The sequence below is a fragment of the Pseudonocardia sp. MH-G8 genome, assembly GCF_002262885.1.
In the GTDB taxonomy this organism is placed as follows: domain Bacteria; phylum Actinomycetota; class Actinomycetes; order Mycobacteriales; family Pseudonocardiaceae; genus Pseudonocardia.
In genome coordinates this window covers 1-22208 of the sequence record NZ_NKYF01000026.1, presented here as the reverse complement: position 1 = coordinate 22208, position 22208 = coordinate 1, and the positions used below count along the sequence as shown (strand labels likewise).

General features: G+C 70.6%; 23 protein-coding genes. 14 read left to right on the top strand and 9 right to left on the bottom strand.

The window, feature by feature from the left end:
• Positions 1–243: 243 nt before the first annotated feature.
• Genes fdh through fdhD form a run of 4 tightly spaced genes read left to right on the top strand, consistent with a single transcriptional unit; the run spans position 244 to position 6305 of the window.
• Entirely contained in the window at positions 244–3561 is a 3318-nt protein-coding gene (gene fdh, locus CFP66_RS36735) for a formate dehydrogenase (protein WP_198961917.1), read from the top strand.
• Positions 3558–4475: a 4Fe-4S dicluster domain-containing protein gene (locus CFP66_RS36730; protein WP_094929971.1), complete on the top strand. Its 918-nt coding sequence runs from the start codon at positions 3558–3560 to the stop codon at positions 4473–4475. Before fdh ends, CFP66_RS36730 begins: the two co-directional genes overlap by 4 nt.
• Positions 4472–5455, top strand: coding sequence for an NrfD/PsrC family molybdoenzyme membrane anchor subunit (gene nrfD, locus CFP66_RS36725; RefSeq protein WP_094929970.1), 984 nt, complete (start codon positions 4472–4474; stop codon positions 5453–5455). Before CFP66_RS36730 ends, nrfD begins: the two co-directional genes overlap by 4 nt.
• A 1-nt stretch (position 5456) precedes the next feature.
• Positions 5457–6305 carry a formate dehydrogenase accessory sulfurtransferase FdhD gene (gene fdhD / locus CFP66_RS36720; protein ID WP_094929969.1) on the top strand — a complete coding sequence of 283 codons (849 nt, stop codon included), beginning with the start codon at positions 5457–5459 and terminating at the stop codon, positions 6303–6305.
• A gap of 6 nt (positions 6306–6311) precedes the next feature.
• On the opposite strand, the gene CFP66_RS36715 is transcribed toward fdhD, so the two are convergent.
• Positions 6312–7748: an Nramp family divalent metal transporter gene (locus CFP66_RS36715; protein WP_094929968.1), complete on the bottom strand. Its 1437-nt coding sequence runs from the start codon at positions 7746–7748 to the stop codon at positions 6312–6314.
• Between the two features lie 392 nt (positions 7749–8140).
• Here CFP66_RS36715 and CFP66_RS36710 point away from each other — a divergent pair, with 392 nt between their 5' ends.
• Complete coding sequence (locus CFP66_RS36710) at positions 8141–9244, top strand: L-dopachrome tautomerase-related protein (RefSeq protein ID WP_094929967.1); 1104 nt, start codon at positions 8141–8143, stop codon at positions 9242–9244.
• Here the strand turns inward: CFP66_RS36710 and CFP66_RS48190 are convergent.
• Together CFP66_RS48190 and CFP66_RS36705 are read right to left on the bottom strand one after the other, a co-directional pair.
• The gene (locus CFP66_RS48190) at positions 9241–9408 is read right to left on the bottom strand and encodes a hypothetical protein (RefSeq protein ID WP_158228339.1); all 168 of its coding nucleotides are present in this window, start codon (positions 9406–9408) and stop codon (positions 9241–9243) included. The genes CFP66_RS36710 and CFP66_RS48190 overlap by 4 nt on opposite strands.
• Positions 9409–9537: 129 nt before the next feature.
• Positions 9538–10845 (bottom strand): alpha/beta hydrolase, encoded by a 1308-nt coding sequence (locus CFP66_RS36705; protein ID WP_198961916.1) that lies wholly within the window; start codon positions 10843–10845, stop codon positions 9538–9540.
• Positions 10846–10855: 10 nt separating this feature from the next.
• Here CFP66_RS36705 and CFP66_RS48715 point away from each other — a divergent pair, with 10 nt between their 5' ends.
• Positions 10856–11221: a hypothetical protein gene (locus CFP66_RS48715; protein ID WP_198961915.1), complete on the top strand. Its 366-nt coding sequence runs from the start codon at positions 10856–10858 to the stop codon at positions 11219–11221.
• Positions 11222–11249: 28 nt separating this feature from the next.
• A complete protein-coding gene (locus CFP66_RS36700) occupies positions 11250–11729 on the top strand; it encodes a hypothetical protein (RefSeq protein ID WP_094929966.1) in 480 nt (159 codons plus the stop codon).
• Between the two features lie 312 nt (positions 11730–12041).
• On the opposite strand, the gene CFP66_RS36695 is transcribed toward CFP66_RS36700, so the two are convergent.
• From CFP66_RS36695 to CFP66_RS36685, 4 genes are all read right to left on the bottom strand, one after another.
• Positions 12042–12284: an acyl carrier protein gene (locus CFP66_RS36695; RefSeq protein ID WP_094929965.1), complete on the bottom strand. Its 243-nt coding sequence runs from the start codon at positions 12282–12284 to the stop codon at positions 12042–12044.
• A gap of 340 nt (positions 12285–12624) precedes the next feature.
• A complete protein-coding gene (locus CFP66_RS36690) occupies positions 12625–12849 on the bottom strand; it encodes a hypothetical protein (RefSeq protein WP_094929964.1) in 225 nt (74 codons plus the stop codon).
• A gap of 22 nt (positions 12850–12871) precedes the next feature.
• Positions 12872–13024 carry a hypothetical protein gene (locus tag CFP66_RS48185; RefSeq protein WP_158228338.1) on the bottom strand — a complete coding sequence of 51 codons (153 nt, stop codon included), beginning with the start codon at positions 13022–13024 and terminating at the stop codon, positions 12872–12874.
• A 130-nt stretch (positions 13025–13154) separates the two neighbouring features.
• Complete coding sequence (locus tag CFP66_RS36685) at positions 13155–13841, bottom strand: hypothetical protein (RefSeq protein ID WP_094929963.1); 687 nt, start codon at positions 13839–13841, stop codon at positions 13155–13157.
• A gap of 420 nt (positions 13842–14261) precedes the next feature.
• On the opposite strand from CFP66_RS36685, the gene CFP66_RS36680 reads away from it, so the two are divergent.
• Positions 14262–14927, top strand: coding sequence for a phosphoribosyltransferase (locus CFP66_RS36680; protein ID WP_094929962.1), 666 nt, complete (start codon positions 14262–14264; stop codon positions 14925–14927).
• A gap of 842 nt (positions 14928–15769) precedes the next feature.
• A complete protein-coding gene (locus CFP66_RS36665; RefSeq protein WP_094929959.1) occupies positions 15770–16351 on the top strand; it encodes a response regulator transcription factor in 582 nt (193 codons plus the stop codon).
• Here the strand turns inward: CFP66_RS36665 and CFP66_RS36660 are convergent.
• Positions 16344–16574: a hypothetical protein gene (locus CFP66_RS36660; RefSeq protein WP_094929958.1), complete on the bottom strand. Its 231-nt coding sequence runs from the start codon at positions 16572–16574 to the stop codon at positions 16344–16346. The two genes, CFP66_RS36665 and CFP66_RS36660, sit on opposite strands and share 8 nt — an antisense overlap.
• 445 nt (positions 16575–17019) lie before the next feature.
• Between CFP66_RS36660 and CFP66_RS36650 the strand changes: the two genes are divergently transcribed.
• From CFP66_RS36650 to CFP66_RS36635, 4 genes are all read left to right on the top strand, one after another.
• The gene (locus CFP66_RS36650; RefSeq protein WP_198961914.1) at positions 17020–18339 is read left to right on the top strand and encodes an erythromycin esterase family protein; all 1320 of its coding nucleotides are present in this window, start codon (positions 17020–17022) and stop codon (positions 18337–18339) included.
• A gap of 11 nt (positions 18340–18350) precedes the next feature.
• Positions 18351–18872: a bifunctional nuclease family protein gene (locus CFP66_RS36645; protein ID WP_094929956.1), complete on the top strand. Its 522-nt coding sequence runs from the start codon at positions 18351–18353 to the stop codon at positions 18870–18872.
• 373 nt (positions 18873–19245) lie between these two features.
• Positions 19246–19587: a hypothetical protein gene (locus tag CFP66_RS36640; protein WP_094929955.1), complete on the top strand. Its 342-nt coding sequence runs from the start codon at positions 19246–19248 to the stop codon at positions 19585–19587.
• A 47-nt stretch (positions 19588–19634) separates the two neighbouring features.
• Positions 19635–20126 carry an ATP-binding protein gene (locus tag CFP66_RS36635; protein WP_158228337.1) on the top strand — a complete coding sequence of 164 codons (492 nt, stop codon included), beginning with the start codon at positions 19635–19637 and terminating at the stop codon, positions 20124–20126.
• A gap of 28 nt (positions 20127–20154) precedes the next feature.
• Here the strand turns inward: CFP66_RS36635 and CFP66_RS50050 are convergent, their stop codons facing one another.
• On the bottom strand, positions 20155–20286 hold the full coding sequence (locus CFP66_RS50050) for a hypothetical protein (RefSeq protein WP_255413920.1): 132 nt from the start codon (positions 20284–20286) through the stop codon (positions 20155–20157).
• A gap of 669 nt (positions 20287–20955) precedes the next feature.
• Between CFP66_RS50050 and CFP66_RS36625 the strand changes: the two genes are divergently transcribed.
• A complete protein-coding gene (locus tag CFP66_RS36625; protein ID WP_198961913.1) occupies positions 20956–21771 on the top strand; it encodes a DNA/RNA non-specific endonuclease in 816 nt (271 codons plus the stop codon).
• Positions 21772–22208 lie beyond the last annotated feature (437 nt).

Here is a 22208-nt window from a genome sequence, read left to right as displayed (position 1 = left end):
GAGAATGCCTCGCGCCGGAGGCGCATTCCGCTGCGGCACGCTCATCGGAAAGGCAGGCATGTTCGCGGCGGCGACGGTCGTATGGAAGCGATGGGCGACCACCCGCGCCCGGGCGGCGCGCAGCCCGGCGACGACCGGATCCTGCGCGCCACCGTGTCCTGATGACGTGTCTGCTCCAAGGCGCATAGTCGCGGTCCCCGGTGGGTACCAGGGCTGGGAGCACGATCTTCAGGAGGGGGCCGGATGGGACTGCGCACCTGGATCGAGGGCTGGCCCGCCTATCGGCAGATGACGTCGCGAGATCCGTTGGGGCGCGGCGCCGCAGCGAAGTCGCAGCGCAGCCGCGAGTTGCCCGTCCGCACCGCGAGCGCGGAGCGAACCGTCAAGTCCGTGTGTCCCTACTGCGCGGTGGGGTGCGGGCAGCAGGTGTACGTCTCCGACGGGCGGGTCACGCAGATCGAGGGCGACCCCGACTCGCCGGTCTCGCGGGGACGGCTGTGCCCGAAGGGCGCGGCGTCCAAGCAGCTGGTGACCGCGCCGACCCGGCAGACCAAGGTCCGCTACCGGCGCCCGCACGCCACCGAGTGGGAGGACCTCGACCTCGACCGGGCGATGGACATGATCGCCGACCGCGTCATCGAGACCCGACGGCGGACCTGGCAGGACACGGACGAGAACGGCATGGTGCTGCGCCGCACCCTCGGGTTCGCGAGCCTCGGTGGGGCGACCCTGGACAACGAAGAGAACTACCTGATGAAGAAGCTCTACACCGCCCTCGGCGCTGTGGAGATCGAGAACCAGGCCCGTATTTGACACTCCTCCACCGTCCCCGGTCTGGGGACCAGCTTCGGTCGCGGCGGCGCCACGACGTTCCAGCAGGACCTGCAGAACTCCGACTGCATTGTCATCCAGGGCTCGAACATGGCCGAGTGCCATCCGGTCGGGTTCCAGTGGGTGATGGCGGCCAAGGCGCGCGGGGCCACGATCATCCACGTCGACCCGCGGTTCACCCGCACCAGCGCGCTGGCCGACATCCACGTGCCGCTGCGTGCGGGTAGTGACATCGCGTTCCTCGGCGGATTGATCAACTACGCGCTGACGCACGACAAGTGGTTCCGCGAGTACGTCGTCGCCTACACGAACGCCCCGATGATCCTGCGGGAGGATTTCCAGGACACCGAGGATCTCGACGGCGTGTTCTCCGGTTTCGACGCCGACGGCCGGCACTACGACCCCGAGACCTGGCAGTACGAGGGTGCCGACGTGGCTGCGGCGGCCGGGCAGCGGGACCAGTGGGCCACACGGCAGCGCGACCAGCAGAAGTCCGGCGGTGACGGGAGCGAGCACGAGGGGGCACGCAACAAGGAGACCTCGCAGATGGAGACCTCTGGCGCCGGTGGCGGTGGCGCGTTCCACGGGGTTCCGAAGCGGGACGACAGCCTGCAGCACCCGCGCTGCGTCTTCCAGGTGCTCAAGCGGCACTTCTCGCGCTACACCCCCGACGAGGTCGCCGACATCTGCGGCGTCACGGAGCAGGAGTTCCTGCGCGTCGCCGAGGCGCTCACGAACAACTCCGGCCGCGACCGCACCAGCGCGTTCGCCTACGCCGTGGGCTGGACCCATCACACCGTCGGGGTGCAGTACATCCGCACGGCCGCGATCCTGCAGCTGCTGCTGGGCAACATCGGTCGGCCGGGCGGAGGGATCCTGGCGCTGCGTGGCCACGCCTCGATCCAGGGCTCCACCGACATCCCGACGCTGTTCAACATCCTCCCCGGCTACCTACCGATGCCACACGCCCACGAGCACCTCGACCTGCAGGGCTACGTCGCCACCGGCGCGGGCAGCAAGGGCTACTGGGGCAACATGGACGCCTACACCGTCAGCCTCCTCAAGGCATGGTGGGGCGACGCGGCCACCGCGGACAACGACTACTGCTTCGGCTACCTGCCGCGCCTGACCAGCGGTCACTCCAACTACGACACGGTGGCCAAGCAGGTCGAGGGGAAGTGCGAGGGGTACTTCATCGTCGGGGAGAATCCGGCTGTAGGCACGGCCAACTCGACGATGAACGTCGTGGGCCTGGCCAACCTGAAGTGGCTGGTGGTGCGCGACTTCAACATGATCGAGAGCGCCACCTTCTGGAAGTCGGGCCGGGAGATCGAGTCCGGCGAGCTGCGCACCGAGGACATCGGCACCGAGATCTTCTTCCTGCCGGCCGCGGCACATGTCGAGAAGGACGGCAGCTTCACCAACACTCAGCGCATGCTGCAGTGGCACCACAAGGCGGTGGAACCGCAGGGTGACCAGCGCAGCGAGCTGTGGTTCTACTACCACCTCGGCCGGATCATCCGGGAGAAGCTCGCCGGCTCCACCGACGAACGCGACCGGCCGTTGCTCGACCTCACGTGGGAGTACCCGACGGAAGGCCCGCTCGCCGAACCGGATGCCGAGGCCGTGCTCGCCGAGATCAACGGCTGGGACGCCGACGGGAACCCGCTCGCGGGCTACACCGCGCTGAAGGCGGACGGCTCCACGCGCTGCGGCTGCTGGATCTACTGCGGTTCCTACAAGGACGGGACAAACCAGCCCGCCCGCCGCAAGCCCGGTGGCGAGCAGAGCTGGGTGGCCCCGGAGTGGGGTTGGGCGTGGCCGATGAACCGCCGCCTCCTCTACAACCGCGCGTCCGCGGACCGGGACGGCACGCCGTGGAGCGAGCGCAAGGCCTACGTCTGGTGGGACGCCGAGCAGGAGAAATGGGTCGGGCACGACGTCCCGGACTTCCAGGCCACGAAGTCACCCGACTACCGGGCGCCGGAGGACGCTGAGCGCGAGGACGCGATCGGCGGCGCGGAGCCGTTCATCATGCAGGCCGACGGCCGGGGCTGGCTGTACGTGCCGGCCGGGCTCGCCGACGGGCCGATGCCCACGCACTACGAGCCGCAGGAGTCGCCGCTGCCCAACGCGCTCTACGGGCAGCAGGCCAACCCGGCGCGACGGGTGTTCCCGCACCGGCTCAACCGCTACGCCCCGAGCGGCGGCCAGCAGGGCGCGGAGGTGTTCCCGTACGTGTTCACCACCTACCGGCTCACCGAGCACCACACCGCCGGGGGGATGAGCCGGTGGCTGCCCTACCTCTCGGAGCTGCAACCGGAGTTCTTCTGCGAGGTCTCCCCCGCGCTCGCCGCCGAGCGCGGACTCGAGCACACCGGCTGGGCCACGATCGTCAGCCCACGCGGCGCGATCGAGGCCCGGGTGCTCGTGACCGAGCGGATGCGGCCGATCCGCGCGGGCGGGCGCACGATCCACCAGATCGGGTTGCCCTACCACTGGGGCGACAACGGGATCACGACCGGCGACTCGGCCAACGAGCTGCTGCCGATCGCGCTCGATCCGAACGTGCACATCCAGCCCACGAAGGCCGACACCTGCGACATCCGCCCCGGCAGGCGGCCCCGCGGGCCGGCGCGCAGCGCGCTCGTGGCGGAGTACCAGCAGCGGGCCGGGATCACGGCCGAGACCGGAACCGAAGCGATCAGCGACGGAGGGTCGTCGTCATGAGTTTCAGCCTCGATCAACGCCTGGCGGCCCCCCTCGCCGACCCGGCGGGCGAGGCGGGCTACGCCGAGCACCCGCCGCGCATGGGCTTCTTCACCGACACCTCGGTCTGTATCGGCTGCAAGGCGTGCGAGGTGGCGTGCAAGGAGTGGAACCTCGTCCCTCCGGCGAGCGAGAGCGAGCAATCGGACCCGATCGGCTCCCTCACCGGGATGTCCTACGACAACTCGGAAGGGCTGGGGGCCTCGACCTGGCGGCACGTGGCGTTCGTCGAGCAGACGACGGAGAAGTCGAACGCCGTCGACCTCGGCATGCCGTCGGTCCCGCAGGGCGCGCTCGAGGACGAGGGCGAGGTCCGCTGGCTCATGTCCTCCGACGTGTGCAAGCACTGCACCCACGCGGCCTGCCTGGACGTGTGCCCCACGGGCTCGCTGTTCCGGACGGAGTTCGGCACCGTCGTGGTGCAGGAGGACATCTGCAACGGCTGCGGCTACTGCGTGCCGGCCTGTCCGTACGGGGTGATCGACATCCGGCCCGAGGACGGACGGGCCTGGAAGTGCACCCTGTGCTACGACCGGCTCGGTGCGGGCCAGGAGCCGGCCTGCGCGAAGGCGTGCCCGACCGACTCCATCCAGTACGGCGAGCTCGACGAGCTGCGGGAGCGCGCTGCGCAGCGGGTGGACGCGCTGCACGAAGCCGGGGTGCCACAGGCGCGGCTCTACGGGCACGACCCGGCCGACGGGGTCGGCGGGGACGGCGCGTTCTTCCTACTGCTCGACGAGCCCGAGGTCTATGGGCTGCCGCCGGACCCGATCGTGACCACCCGAGACCTGCCGGCGATGTGGACACAGGCCGCCGTGGCGGCAGCGGGGGTGGTGGCCACCCTGGCCGCGGCGTTCCTGGGGGCCCGCCGGTGACCCACCACGACTACGCGGTCGCGCCCGCTCGCCGCGACGGGCGGCCACCGCGCAGGCGCGGGGGCGGGGGCGGCGAGGAGCCGGCAGTTCCGCCTGCCGACTTCCGGTCCTACTACGGCAAGCCGGTCCTCAAGCCCCCGACGTGGAAGGTCCCCGACGTCCCCGCCTACTTCTTCAGCGGGGGCCTGGCGGGGGCATCCGCGGTGATGGCCGAGCTCGCCGCAACCACCGGCCGTCCCGGTCTGGCCCGCACCGCACGCCTGGGCGCCGCGGGCGGTGCGCTCGCCGGCGTCGGCTTCCTGATCCACGACCTGCACCGGCCGGCCCGCTTCCTGAACATGCTCCGGATGATCAAAGTGACGTCCCCGCTCTCGGTCGGGACGTGGATCCTCTCGCCGTTCTCGGCGCTCACCGCTGCCGCGGCCGCGTCGGAGCTCACCGGCATCGCCCCGCGGCTCGGCCGGGCGGCCGGCATCGGCGCCGCCGCGCTCGGTGGCCCGATGACGACCTACACGGCCGTGCTGATCACGAATACGGCCGTGCCCGCGTGGCACGACGCCTATCGGGAGATGCCGGTGGTGTTCGGCGGCAGTGCCGTGTCCGCCGCGGGTGGGCTGGGCCTGGTCGGCTCTCCCGTCGACGAGAATCTGCCGGCCGCGCGGCTCGGTGCGGCCGGCGCGGCCGTGGAGCTCGCGGCGGGCGCGCTGATGGAGCGGCGTCTGGGCGAGATCGGCGAGAAGTACCGGACGGGCCGGGCCGGGCGCTTCATGCGGGCCGCCCGGGTGCTCTCCACTCTGGGCGCGGTGGGCGCGCTGGCCGGGCGGCGGCACCGCGGGGTCGCCGCGGCGTCCGGTGCGGCGCTGCTGGCCGGGTCGCTGGCCACCCGGTTCGGGGTCTTCCTCGCCGGCAAGGCCTCTGCGGCCGACCCACGAGACACCGTCGTCCCCCAGCGGCGCCGGCTGTCGGCGCAGGAGCGCTGAGGTGGGCCGCGTCACCGTGCGCAGGCCGGTGCTCACCTTGTCCGCCACCGGGGCGCGCCGCCGCTCCGACACCCTAGCCGGGGAGGAACCGCTCGAGCTGCGTGTGAACGGCACCTCGCTCGCCGTCACCATGCGCACCCCCGGCCACGACGTCGAGTTCGCCCACGGCTTCCTGCTCGGCGAGGGCGTGATCGGGGCCGCCACCGAGGTGCACTCCGCCCGCTTCTGCGACTCGGCGGGCGAGGACGGCCGCCGCACCTACAACGTGCTGGACGTCGCGCTCGCCGCCGGCGTGCCCCCGCCTGAGCCCGGCGTCGCCCGCTCGGTCTACACCACGTCGTCCTGCGGTCTGTGCGGCAAGGCCTCGCTCGACGCCGTGCGCCTGCAGACCCGGTTCCCGCCCGCCGCGGACCCGGTGACCGTCACGCCCGCCGTGCTGAGCACGCTGCCCGACACGCTGCGAGCGGCGCAGAAGGTCTTCGCGGCCACCGGGGGCCTGCACGCGGCGGGGCTGTTCACCGCGGACGGCGAGCTGCTCGTGGCCCGTGAGGACGTCGGGCGGCACAACGCGGTCGACAAGGTCCTCGGCCGGGCCCTGCTCGAGCGCCGCGTTCCGGCCTCGGGCTGCCTGCTCATGGTGTCCGGGCGGGCGTCGTTCGAGCTGGTGCAGAAGGCCGTGCTGGCCGGCGTTCCGGTGCTCGCGGCGGTGTCGGCCCCGTCGTCGCTCGCCGTGGAGCTCGCCGCCGACGCCGGCGTCACCCTCGTCGGCTTCCTCCGCGGCGAGTCGATGAACGTCTACACCGGCCAGCACCGGATCGACCGTGCCGGGCCGGACGCGCAGAGCTCCTGACGACGGTCAGCCTCCGAGCATCCCGCCGACCTGGTCGATGATCGTGAGCACCGACAGCACTCCGAAGAGGAGGAACGCCCACACCAGCACCGCGACGCGCCCCGTCGTGATGCCGATCTCGGCGGGCAACACCTTCCGGTTGAGCACGATGAGCAGTGCCGAGTAGATGACCATCATCGCGCCACCGACGCAGGCGGAGATCACCAGCAGCACGATCGGCTGGGAAATCCCTATGAGCAGCACGACACAGCCGATGAGCACGAGGCCCCAGACCAGCACGAAGTAGAGCGTGCTCTCCTTGGCCCGCCGCATGTAGGACGTCTTGAGCACGTCGGCGGCGAGCCTGCTCGTGTAATCGACGATGCCGAGCGCGGCGGCGAACAGCGCGAACGCGCCGATGAACCAGAAGAAGACACCGAACCAGGGCCCGACGGTCGCGCTGAGCTGCTCGCCTTGCACCTGGATGAAGCCGATGTCGTCCGGCAGGTCGGGCAGGCCGAAGACGGTCGAATACGACAGCAGCGAGGTGAACAGGATCGACACGAACGTGATGAGCACGAACGTGTACAGCTGCTCCCGGTTCGCGAAGCGCCACCACGAGCGCCAGCGGTTCAGGTTCTCCTCGCTCGTCTCGAAGACGAAACCAGTGCTCGGCGCCGCCTCCGGCTGACCGGTCACCGGGCTGGCGATCCGCGGGACGTAACGCCCCATCCCGAAGCCCTTGTCCCGGATCCAGTTGCTCTGCACCAGGTTCTGCCCGCCACCGGCACCGGCGAACGCCAGTGCACCGAGCAGCAGCGCGAAGCCGAGCTCGCTCACCGGCACCCCGGCGTCGGTGACGACCTGGGGCAGATCGCGCCACGCGTCGGCGGAGATCGCGAACAGCGCGCCGACGACCAGCAACACGAACACGGCCGCGACCTTCAGCATCTCGGCCCGCTCCAGGGCGACGTAGACGACCGGCGCGAGGGTGAGGATCAACGCGATCGCGACCAGCATCCCGATCGCGACCCACCGCACATCGCCGCCCCACAAGTACGTGACGAGCGTCGCCGAGCTGGTCGCCCAGCCCGGCCACAGGTTCGCGAAGTACGTCATCACCGCGAACACCAGACCCCAGTGCCGCCAGAACCGACTGAACCCGGTGAGCGCGGTCTCCCCGGTGGCCAGCGTGTAGCGCTCGATCTCCATATTGAGGAAGAACTGGGTGGCCAGGCCCACGAGCGCGGCCCAGACGAACACCAGGCCCACCTGCGAGGCGATGTAGGGGAACAGGACGAACTCTCCGGACGCGAGCCCGACCCCGGCCGCGATCACCCCGGGGCCAATGATCCGCCACGTCGAGCGCGGCGGCTCCGGGAGCGGCCGAACCTCCGGCCGCGCCAGGTGCTTGCTGGGGAACCGCTCGACCACGGCTCGACCGCCGTCACCGGATGTGGTCATGCCCGCCTCCTCATCGTCCCTGATCGAGAGGCGGTGCCCGGGGTCGCAGCGGTGCGAAACGTCCCGGCGGCGCCCGGCCCGGACCGTTGCCGAACCGCAAGGTCGGCACCGGCTGCAGCGAAGACCACCGATGTGAGCACGGCGTCCAGAAAGCGGCAACAGCCCGGTGCGAGCCCCGCCAGGGTGCGTCGACGCGCCCTGAGCCGAACGGGGACGAATCACCCGAGGCCGATTCCCGCCGCCCTACGCGGGTAGGCGAGTCATAGACGCGGCCGCAGACAAGAAGGTCGCGGGCAACCCGACGTCTTGGAGGCCTGCCCCATGAAGGCTGTGGTACGCGGACGGCTACCAGGCCCACAACGCCGCCGGGCAGTGGCGGCGTGAGCACCACTATGAGGCAGCCGACCGACGAGGCCGTCGGCGAGCTCGAGACGGTGCACACCTTCGACGAAGGACCGATGCCGACAGGGGTGAGCGTCTCCCGGTCCGGGCGGGTGTTCGTCAACTACCCGAAGTGGGGCGACGAGGTACCGGCCACCGTTGTCGAGCTGCGCGACGGCCGTCCGGTCCCGTTCCCCGACGAGGCGTGGAACTCCCCATCGGGCGACGACGACGCGAACGCGCTGGTGTCGGTGCAGAGCATCGTCGTCGACCCGGCCGACCGGCTGTGGATCCTCGACACCGGCAGCCCGATGATGCAGCCGACGAAGCCGGGCGGGCCGAAGCTCGTCCGCGTCGACCTGGACACGAACACTGTCGCGCAGACGATCGTTTTCGACCCGCACGTGGCACTCGACACCACGTACCTCAACGACGTGCGGTTCGACCTGCGCCGGGGCGAAGCCGGGGTCGCGTTCATCACCGACTCCTCGGACCAGGGACCGAACGGGATCATCGTAGTCGACCTGACCAGCGGTGAGGCATGGCGGCGGCTGCACGACCACCCGACCACGAAGGCCGAGCAGCCGCCGGACTTCATCCCCATCGTCGAGGGCCGGGTGTTCATGGAACGTCCACCCGACGGGCTGCCGCGGCCGGTCATGATGGGCGCAGACGGCATCGCGATCGCCGCCGACGGTTCGCGCCTCTACTACTGCGCGCTCGCGTCCCGGCGGTGGTACAGCGTGTCCGCCGCTGCGCTGGCCGACCGGTCGGTCCCCGACGAGGACGTCGCCGCGACGGTCGTCGACGAGGGCGACAAGGGTGCGTCCGGCGACGGGCTCGAGACCGACGACACCGGCCGCATCTACCTCACCGACGGCGAGCACAACGCCGTCATGCGGCGCACATCCGACGGCACTCTCGAGACCGTCGTGCACGACGCCCGCCTGCTCTGGCCGGACACCCTGTCGGTCGCCGACGGGTACCTGTACGTGACGGCCAACCAGCTCTACCGGCAGGCGAAGTACCAGGGCGGTGAGGATCTGCGGCGATACCCGTACTCGCTGTTCCGCGTCGCCATCGACGCCGGCCCGGTCCGGCTGCGGCGGGACTAGACGTTGCGCACCCCGGCCTGATTCCGGCGGCGAGCCAGGAAGGGATGACCAGCCTGGTTCCAGCTCCCGGCGTAGCGGGTCATGCTCACCCCCGGCAGGCGCCGGTCGACCACGAAGAGGCGCTGGGCGGCCTGCCCGACGGCGAGTTCCGAGTTCTCGAGCATCGGCGATGGCGTGGACGTCGTGGCGCGGCCGGAGGGCCGCCCGCGAACGGCCGGGCGACCGAGCGGCTCCGAGACGACGTCCGGCTAGCGCGGCGGGGCCGATTCCGGCCCCGCCGCCGACCACTCAGCTCAGTGCACTCCGGCCGGCGCTGTGAAGGCGGTCCGGAGGTGTTCGGCGGCCTCGCGTTGGGCCTGCTCGGCCTTGTCCAGCACCGCGGCTGCGCCTAAGAACTCGTGCATGACGCCGTCGTAGCGAGTTGCGGTGACCGGCACGCCGGCCTGCTCGAGGTGCCGGGCGAACTCCTCGCCCTGACTGCGCAGCACATCGCGCTCGTCGGTGATCACCAGGGTGGGCGGCATCCCGGCGAGCCGCTCGGAGGGCACCGACAGCAGGTCGGCGCGCGGATCAGAAGCGGCGCCGGGTACGCCCTCGAACGCGTGCATCGCCATCCAGGACAGCAGCGGCCGGTTCAGCGGGCGGGCATCGGCGGCATCGGCCATCGACTCGCCGAACTGCTCGCCGGTCGTCAGCGGGTAGACCAGGACCTGCGCGACGGGCAGCGACTCGGCGGCGCCCAGAAGCTGCAGGCAGGTCGCCGCGGCCATGTTCCCGCCGACGGACTCCCCGCCGATCCCGATCCGGGCTGGATCGCCGCCCAGACCCTCGGCGTTGTCACGGATCCAGCGGTAGGTCGCCAGCACATCGTCGTGGGCGGCGGGGAACACGTGCTCGGGCGCGCGACGGTACTCCGGAGACACCACGATCGCGCCGGTCTTGTTCGCGATCCCGCGGCAGGAGGCGTCGTAGGTGTCGACGGTGAACAGCACCCAACCACCGCCGTGGATCCACAGCACGACCGGCAGGGGGCCATCGCCTGCGTCGGCGGGCCAGTAGACACGTACGCCGAGCGAACCGGCGGGCACATCGATGCTCATGTCCTCGACCCTGCCGACGGGCTCCGGGTCGGTCGGCCTCCCGTCCTCCTGGAGGATCTTCATGACCGCGTCGACCGGGGTGGGCTGGCGGCGGGCTTGATCGGGCTCGAGGATCTCGAAGGGCTGCGGGCCGAGCGCGCCGAAGGTGTCCAGGATGCGCTGAGCCTGCGGATCGAGGCGGCCGGACGGATCGGTCGCCAGATGCTTCACCCGCCCGGAGGACATGTCCCGGACCTTGTCCACCGCCTTCGCGCCGGCATCGAGGAGCTTGTGCCCGGCGCCGCTGGACGGCGCATTCGGATGCGCGAAGGTCGGGGCGGCGCGCTTGGCGGCCAGGAACTCCTTACCCAGCGCTGCCATCCGCTCGGACCCCACCGCGGCGCGGAACGCCGGCAGGTTCTGCTGCTCCTCCTCCATCACGTGCTCGCGGATCGCGGGGATGAGCGTGCCCAGCGCCTGCTCGAACTCGGGGTCGCCCGGGTCGGCGTTGCTCAGCGTCACCAGGAGCTCCTTGGCCTCCTGGTGCTCGGCGCGCGCGTGCTCGGACTCGGCCGTTCTCGCCGGCTTCGGCCATCGCCGGGTAGAGCACGCGCTCCTCGGCGTCGGCATGCAGCGCGAGCTCGAAGGCCACCTGGTCGACGAGCACCCGGCGATCGCCATGACCGGCCTCCAGGTGCTGGAACTGGCGCTCGACGACCGCGTGGTCGTCGGCGATGAGGTGGTCGATGTCGCCGGGCAGGGTGGGATAACAACGGCACAGCATGCTCCTGTTGTGGGGTGCGGGTCGGCTCGTCGACGGGTTCCCCGACCGGAGCCGGATGATGCTGCGCTTCCGGTCGGAGTTCCGAGCCCGCGGTGCGGGCACGCAGAGGAGTAACCGGTCACGGGCTGGGAAGCCCGTGCCAATGAACCGATCACTCCTGGCCGGACTCGCCGCCGGAGCCGCCGGCACCACCGCATTGAATCTCGTCACCTACCTCGACATGGTCGTACGCGCCCGGCCCTCGAGCTCCACGCCCGAGGAGACGGTGCGCAAGACCGAGGAGTTGGCGCACAGCACCCTGTCCTCAGAGGGCCCGGACAGCCAGTCGGCGAGCAACCGCCGCTCGGGGCTCGGTGCGCTGATGGGGATCGCCGCGGGCCTCTGCACCGGGCTCGCGTACGGGCTGGTGCGCCCGCGACTCGACGGCGTCCCGCTGCCGGTGCTCGGCATCGGAGCCGGGCTGGCCGCGAACGTCGGCACCAGCGGCCCGATGGCCGCGCTGGGCATCTCCGATCCGCGCTCGTGGTCCGCGAGCTCATGGGTCTCCGACCTCATCCCGCACCTGGCCTTCGGGCTCACCACCGCCGCGGTGTGGGAACTCGCCCTCCCGAACCGAAGGTGACGACCTTCCGAGCAGCCAGCCCAGCAGCTGCACGAGGCGCTCCGCGAGGTCGGGGGCGCGGCACCCGGCGCGGCCAAGCGGGACGCCACCGGAGGCGAGGTGGCGTGCATGATCAGGGTTTCGGCGCGAGAACGGGCGATTCCGACCCGTGCTAAGTCCGACCCGAGGAGGCGCCGAAACTCCGATCATGAGGTGGGAGGGCTGCTGCTGGGCCTGCCCGGCGACGGCCTGGCCGACCAGCATGAGCAGGAACAGACCCAGGGCGGGCCGCCGTTGGCCGTGCGCACGATCATCGCCGTGCGGGCCCTGTGGTCAGGAGACGGCGGGCCCGGACTCCGACGAGCCGCTGAGATCCTTGAGGAACTCGTGGCACTGCGCCGCGCGCTCCGAATCCTCCTTCATCACCTTCCGGAAGAAGTCGGCGATGTCAGTGCGACCCGCGTTGTCCGCGTCCCGCACGTACTGGCCGTAGTCGTGCCCGGCCTTGAGCGAGTGGTATTGCACAGAGATCAGGTCGAAGCTCACGTCGTCGAAGCCGGTCTCACCGGTCGCCATCAGGGTCCTCCTCGCAAAGAGTTGCCGTTCGGGTCGTCGTGGTGAGCGGTACCCGTGCGACGAGTAGCGAACCCTCACACTCGGATCGCGATCAGCGAGCAACAACAGCGCTACTCGGTCGCGTGGGCATCCGGGTCATGTCGACGCTGAGGCCCTTGGGGCGGCAGTGGGTGCTCCAGCCCGGCCAGTACGCGCACGGCTGGCGCGATCGACCGACTCGACCGGGCAGCGGGCACCCGGTGCTTCCGTCGCCGCCGCCCTGGGCAACCGGGGCGGCGGGGTCGCTGCCCCGGTTGCCGTCTCCCACGCCGGCACGGACGCGGCGAGAACCTGCAAGCCGTCACCCGTGCTGCTGGCGTCGTTCGTCCTGGTCGACGTCGGTATCGATCACGTCCGGATTGTCCGCGCGTCCCTCAGGCTCCAGCTCCGACGCGCCGGCGTCGGGTCGCTCCTCGGGCGGCGCTGTCATAGTCGGTTCCGCATCCTGGTCGTGCTCGGCGGGATCGGCCTGGTGCTTGCTCATCCTTCCCACGTACCCGCGCTTCGTGATTCGAATGATCGGCATCTCGGGCTCCTCGCCACAGCCTTCAGCTCACCGCTTCCATGATGGCCATCGCCGCGGCGGTGGCCTCGGTGGCAGATCCCGCCGCCGTCTTGTTACTGGCCGCGCATCTCCCGGTTGGGTGTCTGCTGGGCCATGCCATGCCGTAGCGCAGCAGCGGCTTGTTCACCTGCGGCACGGCGAGCTCCGCGGGTGACTCGCCCCGGCGGTGGGGCGTGCTCGGGTTGCTCCCCGCGGGGAATCCCACCCGAGCGTGTGGCGTCGCCACCGATCGGACCGGAGTCACGGGGTGCGAAGCTGGATCTTTGCTACGTTCCCGACTCGCCATCGCGGGCCGTCGTCGATCCTCGTTCATCACGGATGAACCGGGACGGGTCGCCTGCCGCTCGGGCCCCGCTGTCAATCCAGCGTCGGAACCCAATCGGATCTCGCCGTTCGAGCTCATCAAGGTAACGGCAGCGGGCCTTTGCGATCTGCTCGATCACACTGGGACTGGACCCGGCTCGCACCAACAGATAGCTGTTCCGCCACGCCGAGCACAGCTCGTCGATCGGCATCGTCTCGATACGTGCAGGCGGTGACAGCGTTCCCGCTTCCGGCGCCGAGGCAGTTTCAGCCCGCCAGGCCGCAGTCTCGTGACCGTGCTCCCCCGCCCGCCAACGGCGCCGGGCAGCAACGGTCGCCGCAGCAACGACCACGAGTAGGAGGGCTGCCCCTCCGAACGCCGCCACGAGCCCGGCGATGACGTAGCAACCGACGACGGTGGCGGCAGCCACCCTTCCCGCCAAGCCGAGGCGAGTGCCCGCGGCGCGATCGACAATCCGGGGAAAAAGCGACGGCGCCGCGCAGCAGGCGACCAGGCCACTGATCAGACCCGATCCGAGCACGATCGGGATCGCTCTCGACGAGAGCACCAGCATCCCGAGCGCACCGAGCACGATGCCGAGGATTGCCCCGAGGGCACGGACCGCGATCACCATCATGTCCCCCAACACGCACCGATCCCTCAGCGGAGCCGACGCAGAGCCCGGAGAATTCCCCTATGCCGCTGGTCAACACCTCAGCTCCGACATTCCACCCGGTCGCTCCCTCGATCGGCCTGTCCGGTCACGCGCTGTCAACCCCCGCGCCTGTCGGTACCTGTCGCCGCGCCGGCCCCGCCGTCGGTACAAGCGTGGACCACCTGCTCTGCCGCGTCCATGGGCCCCACGTGACTCGCCCCGCATCACCCACCTCAGTGCGAGGACGTGACCGATCCATATCACAGGAACCGGAACGGCCTGGAGGGACCGGGCCACACCTTGCCGATGGGGGACACCAACGAGGGACGCGTCGCCCGGGGCTCGTTGAGACCGCGCCAGGGCGGGTAGCCGGGAACAACGCGACGAGCGGCAGGAGGAGAAGGAGCTGGAAGGATGTCGGGGCTCGAGGACGACCCGAGGTTCGCCGACCGACTCGATGCCGGGGCGCGCCTAGCAGGTCGACTTGCGGACATGCAGTGGTCAGATCCGGTCGTGCTTGGACTGGCGCGCGGCGGAGTGCCGATCGCGCGCAGCGTGGCCGAGACCCTCGATGCACCGCTCGAGGTTGCGGTGGCCCGCAAGATCGGTGCCCCGCGCCACCCCGAGTTCGGCGTCGGCGCGGTCACCGCCGACGGCCCGCCCTGCTACGACCAGACGTCCCTGGCCAGGCTCGGGCTGACGCCCGACGACCTCGGCGAGGACTGCGAGCGGGAGCGCGCCGAAGTCCGGCGCCAGTTGCAGCGCTACCGACAGGGCCGCGACCCGGTACCGCTCGCCGGGCGCGACGTGCTGCTCGTCGACGACGGGCTGGCCACCGGCGTCACCGCGCGCGCCGCACTCGGACAACTCCGCGCCGCCGGCCCGCGTCGCCTGGTGTTCGCCGCGCCGGTGTGCGCCCGCGACAGCCAGGCCGCGCTGCGAGCCGAGGCGGACGCCGACGAGGTGGTGTGCCTGTCCGCCCCGGCGGACTTCGGCGCGGTGGGGCTCTGGTATCACGACTTCGGCCAGACCTCGGACGAAGAGGTCCTCGCCGCCCTCGCCGACATGCCGAGGTCATGATGGTCGCGGACGTGCGAGACCGCAGCGCCGTCGCCTGGCACGACGCGTCGGCGTTGCCCACCGCCGTCCGCGCCACCGGATACGACGCCTCTTTGTGCTGCGATCAGACCGTTGCCTTGAGGCCCCTCGACCCGATCGCGCGCTCGGACGCCGGTTCCGGCTCTGGCCCTGCGGGCGATTGATGGACCAGCACCGCCCCCAAGCCCGCGCTTCGGCCTCCTGCGACACGGCCGATGACGCGGCCGGCACGGCGGCGGCGGATGACACCGCCCACCGCTGCCGCCCACCGCGCCGAGCCCAGGCCGGCACCGAGTACGTGTGTTGGTGCGGACGCCGTTGGCGTGCGGAGGACAGCATCACTGTCCGCGGCGGCACCATCGCCGAGCTCAGCCCGGATTGGCGGTTCGCCGGCTGGGTCCACCGCACCGATGAGGTCTAGTTGACGAGCGTCCTGTCCCGGGACGGGTCAGGTCCAGACCAGCGACAGCCCCGCCGGGGCCGGCGGGCTGTCGTCGCACGTGTCGCACCGCTCAGTGCAACGCGGCCTGGGACTCGTCGACCCCGACGACGACCCGTCCACGCACTCCGACATGTCCGATGGATACCCGGGATCCGCCGTCCAGATCCGCGCATACACGGCGAGCCGAGTCTCCTTCGAGGGACCCCCAGAGGTCCCCTGCGGCCGCTGCCACTCGCCCGGGTAGTTGGGGCGACCCGATGGCGTCGCTGTGCCCCCTCTCTGTCGTTGTACCTGCGGACGGACCGGGTCGACGAGATGGAAGGGTGCGATGATCGGGATTGCACATCGCAACCCGAGTCTCCAACGCTGCAATGGCTCGGTCATGAACGCGATCCTCATCTGTGACCGTCGACGAGCGGTTCGCGAGTGCCTGGCGCACGCGATCTCCGCAGTACCCGGCGTGAAGCGCATCGACGCAGTCCACGGCGACGAGCTGCTGTCCCGGTACGAGCTCCGACCAGCCGCGTTGGTCCTTATCGGCGTCCAGCGGGGCGAACCCGCCGGGGTCGAGAACACCCGGCGCTTCGTCGCCGCCTACCCGCACGCGAACACCCTCGTGTTCGGATCCGCCGACGACGGGCCCGGCCTGGCCGCAGCGATCGCAACCGGGGCGAGGGGGTGCCTGCGCTGGGATGCCTCGGATCCGGTGTCGGTGGCGCACGTACACACCCTCGCCGGCGACGCCGGACCGCTGCCCGGCGCGGACCGCCCGCAACTCACCGTTCGCGAGCTGCAGGTGCTGCGCGGCATGACTCAGGGCAAGAGCAATGCCGAGATCGGCCGGGAACTGCACCTGTCGGAAGACACGGTCAAGACCCACGCGCGTCGACTCTTCCGGAGACTCGGGGTACACGACCGCGCCGAGGCCGTCGCTCACGGGATCCGCCGACGGTTCGTCACCTGAGTCCAGCGCCAACCGCGGCCACCGGCAGCACATCCTCGGTCCACGTCAGAGGAATGCTGATCATATGGGCCGCCGCTCGAGGTGCGGTCTCCTCCTCGGGCCCGTCGCTGGGCAGGTCGTGCGCATCGGGCCAGGGCTCCTGATCGGCGGACATCGCCTCGGCGACGCGCTGGTCGGCAGACGACACCGGCATCGTGCGGTGACGCAAGCGCTGCGCGCTCACTCCGACGAGGTGCAGAGCAGTGGATCGGCACGAGGTCGGCGTGCCTGCGCTCGGCGAGCGCCGCAGAAGATGTCCTCAGCCAGCAGATCGCCGTGCCCGGCCAGAGTCGGTTCCTGACAAGTAGCCGGCCGAACTCTCGTTGTCGGCCCTGCCAAGTGGGTAGGTCTGGAGTCAGAGCCCGTCGGAGCGGGAAGGACATCCGTGTGGCATCGATGGTTAGGCCGATCATGAGAAGCGACCCGCAGGGGGTGTTCCGCGACGCCGCCGCAGGCGCCGTCCTGGGACGGATGCTCGCGGCCGAGATCGCAAACGTGAGCGCAACGGACGGCGAGCAGCTCCGCGCGACCGGACCGCGGCGCCTGGTGTTTGCCGCAACGGTGTGCGCCCCCGACCGCCGACCCGCTGGCGGCGATGTCCTCGCCGCCCTCCGCGGGAGCTGTGCGACGTGACCCGTCCCGATGACGTCCGTCTCGATGCGCTGCCGCTGCGGCACTCGGGCGACCTCGACCCGATCCTGGAACGCATCGGACCCGCCCGACTCGTGGGTATCGGCGAGGCCAGCCACGGCACCCACGAGTTCTACACATGGCGGGCCGAGCTCACCCGCCGCCTCATCGTCGAGAAGGGCTTCGCGTTCGTCGCCGTCGAGGGCGACTGGCCGGACTGCCACGCCGTGCACTGCAGCGTCGCGGCGGCGCCAGGCGCCCCCGAGTCCCGGGAGGTGCTGCAGGCCTTCGAGCGGTGGCCCACGTGGATGTGGGCCAACGAGGAGGTGCTCGCGTTCACCGGCTGGTTGCGCAAGCACAACGAGGCCCTCCCGCCCACCCAACGCATCGGGTTCCACGGCCTGGACGTCTACAGCCTGTTCACCTCGCTCCACGCCGTGCTGGACTACCTCGCCGAACACGAACCCGCACACCTACCGACCGCCCACCAGGCGCTGCGCTGCTTCGACCCCTACGGCGAGGACCCCCAGTCCTACGCGTTCGCAAGCCGACTGGCCCCACAGAGCTGCGAGGCCGAGGTCGTCGCCCTCCTGCGCGAGCTGCGCCGCCCCGACCACACACCGCCAGACGGCGGCGGTGTGCTGGACGACCGGTACGTCGCCGAGCTGAATGCGGCGGCCGCCGCCGGCGCAGAGCGGTACTACCGCGCAATGGTCCGCGGCGGACCCGAGTCATGGAACGTGCGCGACTGCCACATGGCTGACACCCTCGACCGCCTCCTGTCCCGCTACGGTGCCGCCGACGACGCCCCCGCCGCGAAAGCCGTGCTCTGGGAGCACAACACCCACATCGGCGACGCGCGGGCCACCGACATGGCCGCCGCGGGCCTGCTCAACGTGGGTCAGCTCATGCGCGAGCGACACGGGCGCGAGCAGGTTGTGCTGGTCGGGTTCGGCACGCACAGCGGCGATGTGATCGCTTCGCAGCGTTGGGGAGGACCGGTGCAGCGGATGCCGGTCTCATCGGCCCGGCCAGGCAGTCTGGAGGACCTGCTGCACGAGGCCACGGGCGGCACCGACGCCGCCTTCGTGCTCGGCTCCGGCGACGGCTCCTCGCGCTGGTCGCACGCCCGGCGACCGCACCGCGCGATCGGCGTGGTCTACCACCCTGAAGCCGAGCGACACGGCAACTACGTGCCCACCGTCCTCGACGAACGCTACGACGCCTTCCTCCACTGCGACCGCACCACGCCGCTGCGGCCGCTGCACCCGATCGAGTCCGCGGACGTTGAGCCCGAGACCTACCCCACCGGCGAGTGACGAGGTCAGACATGCGGGAGATGCAGGTCCTCGCGATCGGCTTGGATGTCCAGCGCGACGCGCCGGTGCTACTGCTGCAGGAGGCCGTGGAGAAGCGGCGGGTGCTGCCCGTGTGGATCGGGTTCCCCGAAGCTGCCGCGATCGAGAGCGAGCTTCGACGTGTCCCTGCTCCCCGGCCGACGTCTCATCATCTGATCGGCGACGTTGTCGCTGCCTGCGCGCGTCAGGTGGAGCAGGTGTGCGTCACGGGGTTGCATGACAGCGTCTTCCACGCCGAGGTCGTCCTCGACGGCGACATCCGGGTCTCCGCCCGGGTCAGCGACGCGGTCGTTCTCGCGGTGCACCTCGGCGTGCCGATCCAGGCCGAGAACACCGTCCTCGACGAGGCGGCGCTCCCGGAGGCAGTGATCTGCGACATCGACCAGGCCACCGGTCGGGCCCGCCGGGAGGACGGCGCCGCCGACGAGGTAGGCGAGATCGAGCGGTTCCGCCGCTTCATCGACACGGTCTCGCCAGCGGACTTCGAGCCATGAACCCCGTCCGATTCGTCATAAGGCGGCAACCGTGAGTGAACTCGCGAGTGGATCAATGTCAGCGCGTCTGCGCGAAGCGCCGGCCGAGCGTCGTCGAGGTACGCGATGAGCGGGCCGAGGTTCCATGGCTCCCGCTGGCCAACACAACGCCGTCGCATCTGAGCGTGAATGCGGCCGCGAGCAGGAGGAATGCGGACGACACGTAGGCCTGGCGTCAGATCATCCAGCGGACGCGACCGCCCGCTTGGCGGACCGTGATTGGCTCGACGGCCAGAGCGATGAACAGGGTCGCGATGATCTGCGCACACGTTGCGATGTCGGCGTGCTGTGAGAGGCTGAGGCTCGTCCGGCGGTGATGATCACTGCCTGGTGGATGCGGGCACTCCAGCGGGAACTGTCGATCACGATGCTGTTCGTGACCCACGACCAGCAGAAGGCGGTCGACCTCGCCGACGGCGGCGCGCTCATGCTCGACGGCCGGATCGAGGCCACCGGGACACCGACGAGCTACTTCAGCGACCCGGCCACGCTGGCGGCCGCACGGTTCTTCGGCGGCGTGAACGAGGTGCCCCCGCCGGGCTGGGGAATATCCCGCGGCAACCGCCCGGCCGCTCGTTTCGGCGGCGCGCTCCGAATCTGCTGGGCCGACGTACGGGACGCACCCGGCGGACGCCTGCCGCCCCCATGCTCGCGGGATCACTGCGCGTCATACTGACGGCTGCCGGCCCAGCAGCGGGCCGAGGCGCGACCGACGGGACCGCTATGACGACTGGCCAGGTATCGGAACCCGATCTACCTGTCGGGCCACCGGGCAGCGTCGACGATCTACTGGTCGCGCTCCGTGCCGCGCCATCCTCGCTCCAGCAGATGCGCGCTGAACTCACCCGTTGGCTAGCCGCGGCGGGCTGGCCCGAGGACGACGCCGAAGACATCGTGCTGGCAGCCAACGAGGCGATGTCCAACGTCGTCGATCATGCCTACCCCGCTCGCCGGCCAGGCCCAGTGCACGTGCACGCCTGGGTCAGCGCCAACCAAGCTGCGCGCACGCGGCACGTCACGGTCGCAGTGACAGATCACGGCGACTGGGCACATCAACACCGCAGCACCGAACTGGCCGGGTACCGCGGTCATGGGCTCACCGTCATGTCGGGATGCATGGCCGACGTGCACATCCAACGAAGCAGCGGAGGCACCACCGTCGTCCTCGTCGGCAACAACCTCCCCACCCACCCAGATCTGATCATCGCGCCGTGAAACCCCGCGACGACGCTGCCGTGCAACCTCACGGGTCGCGCCCAACCAGCGCGCCAGCCGCGAGGAACACCAGCGCCGTGGACAACACCGACCGCCCGGCCCGCCCGGACAGCGCGACCGTCACCAGCAGTACGACGCCGGAGGTCAGGACCAGGACCACGTCGCTCCCCTCGACGGACCGGCCGACCTCGGCACCGCGGACGAGCCCGTCCCCAGAGCGTGCGCCCAACTCGGGCGCGACCGGGTGTCCCCGCTCCGCCGGGAGTGGCCGCCCGACCGGCCCGCGCCTGCGATCGCACAGGGCGCGCCAGGAAGTCTAGTTGGACACGACCGTGCGGGACACCACGAAGGCGACGCGACCCGGATCGGAGCGATTCCAGGCGACACTGATCAGCTTGCTCCGGCCACGACGAGGTCGTTTACCAGCGCGACGGCGTGGGGAAAGGGTTCAAGTCCCCCCTCTGACACCACTACGTATCAGCCCTGCACCTTCCCACGTGCCACTGCTCGAGTGCCCTTGAACACGCTCCCGTCGCTTATGCTCCACCCGCAGAGTCTTCGGCAGAGATGTCGCCGATGGGTTCATGATCCTCCCGCGCCGACCAACAGTCGCTCCGGTATAGGCCTGGTCGAGAACGCTTTCACAACGGCGGCGGGCCGTCGCGTTGTCAGGATGAGCTGCAGAGGACGCTGCGGGACGTGACCCAGTCGTGCCCACATCTCGTGCGGCTCGGGCACGTCCGGTCGACTTGGCATTAATCTGACCGCACGCCGGGCTCGGACGCGGGGTGACATCCCGCGTTCACCCCACGCCCCTACGTTCGCCCTCGTGACCACTCCCCACCCAACCGGCTACAACCCGGACTTCCTCGGCATTCCCGCACTGATGCCCACCGCACCCGGCGTGACGACCGTGCCGCTCGTCTACACCCACTTCTCCACGCTGCACCGCCCGGACCGCCGACTCGCCGGGGCCACCGCCGTCGCGATCGACGGCGCGACCCTGCGTGACGTCGAACGTTCCGACGACTGGCGACTCGACGACCGGCTCCCACATCAGCTGCAGGCCGGCGACGAGATCTACGTCGACAACGACCTCGACCGCGGCCACCTGGTCCGACGTCGGGACCCGGTGTGGGGTGACCAGGCCGAGGCCGAGCGCGCCGAGGCAGAGACATTCTTCTACACCAATGCCGCGCCGCAGGCGTCCTCGTTCAACCAGGACCGCGAGCTCTGGCTCGGCCTCGAGGACTACCTACTCGACAACGCCGCAGACCACGACCGCAAGCTCGTCGTGTTCACCGGCCCCGTCCTCGCCGACGACGACCCGCAGTACCGCGGCCTCCAGATCCCACTGCAGTTCTGGAAGATCGGTGGCTTCACCACCGACGGCGCGCTCGGCACCACCGGCTACCTGCTCGATCAGACGCCCCAGCTCGGTGACCTGCAGCAGGAGGGCCAGCCACCGCCGCTCGGGGAGTTCCGAACCTTCCAGGTCCCCCTCGCCCGGATCGCCGAACTCACCGGTCTCGACCTCGGCCCACTCACGGCGGCCGACCGCATGCCCATCCCCGAGCCCGCGGCGGCCGCGATCTCCGACCATGCCATCCGACTCACGGCCTACACCGACATCCGCGGTCTGTAGCACCGCGACTACCCAGCCTGGATGCTCCTTTGCAGGAAGTCCGCGTGAGCGCGGCCGGCCGCCGCTCTTGGCGACTCGCCGTGATTCCACACTAGACTTTTCTGCGAGGCGCAGTAGCGCCGTTCCGCTGCACCATCTCTCCGACGCTGCCGAATTCGACCAGCTACGCCGCCCCTGAGGGGTATTGTCCCCCGCTCTGCCACCGCGGTCTGCTGAACGTCAGCCGATCGCGCTGTCCGACACCGGTCTTCGCCGAGGTAGTCCGGCAACGCGGTAGCCACGAATCGACCACGTTGCAACCACGACGCCGGCGCTGCTGGTGGCGCCGGGTGTCAAGGGCCAGTAGGAACTGCCCAGCGGCGGCCGTGAGACCTGCCCGGTGACGGTCACGAGATCTGCCCGATGATGGCCATGGGATCTGCCTGGTGCTGGCCATC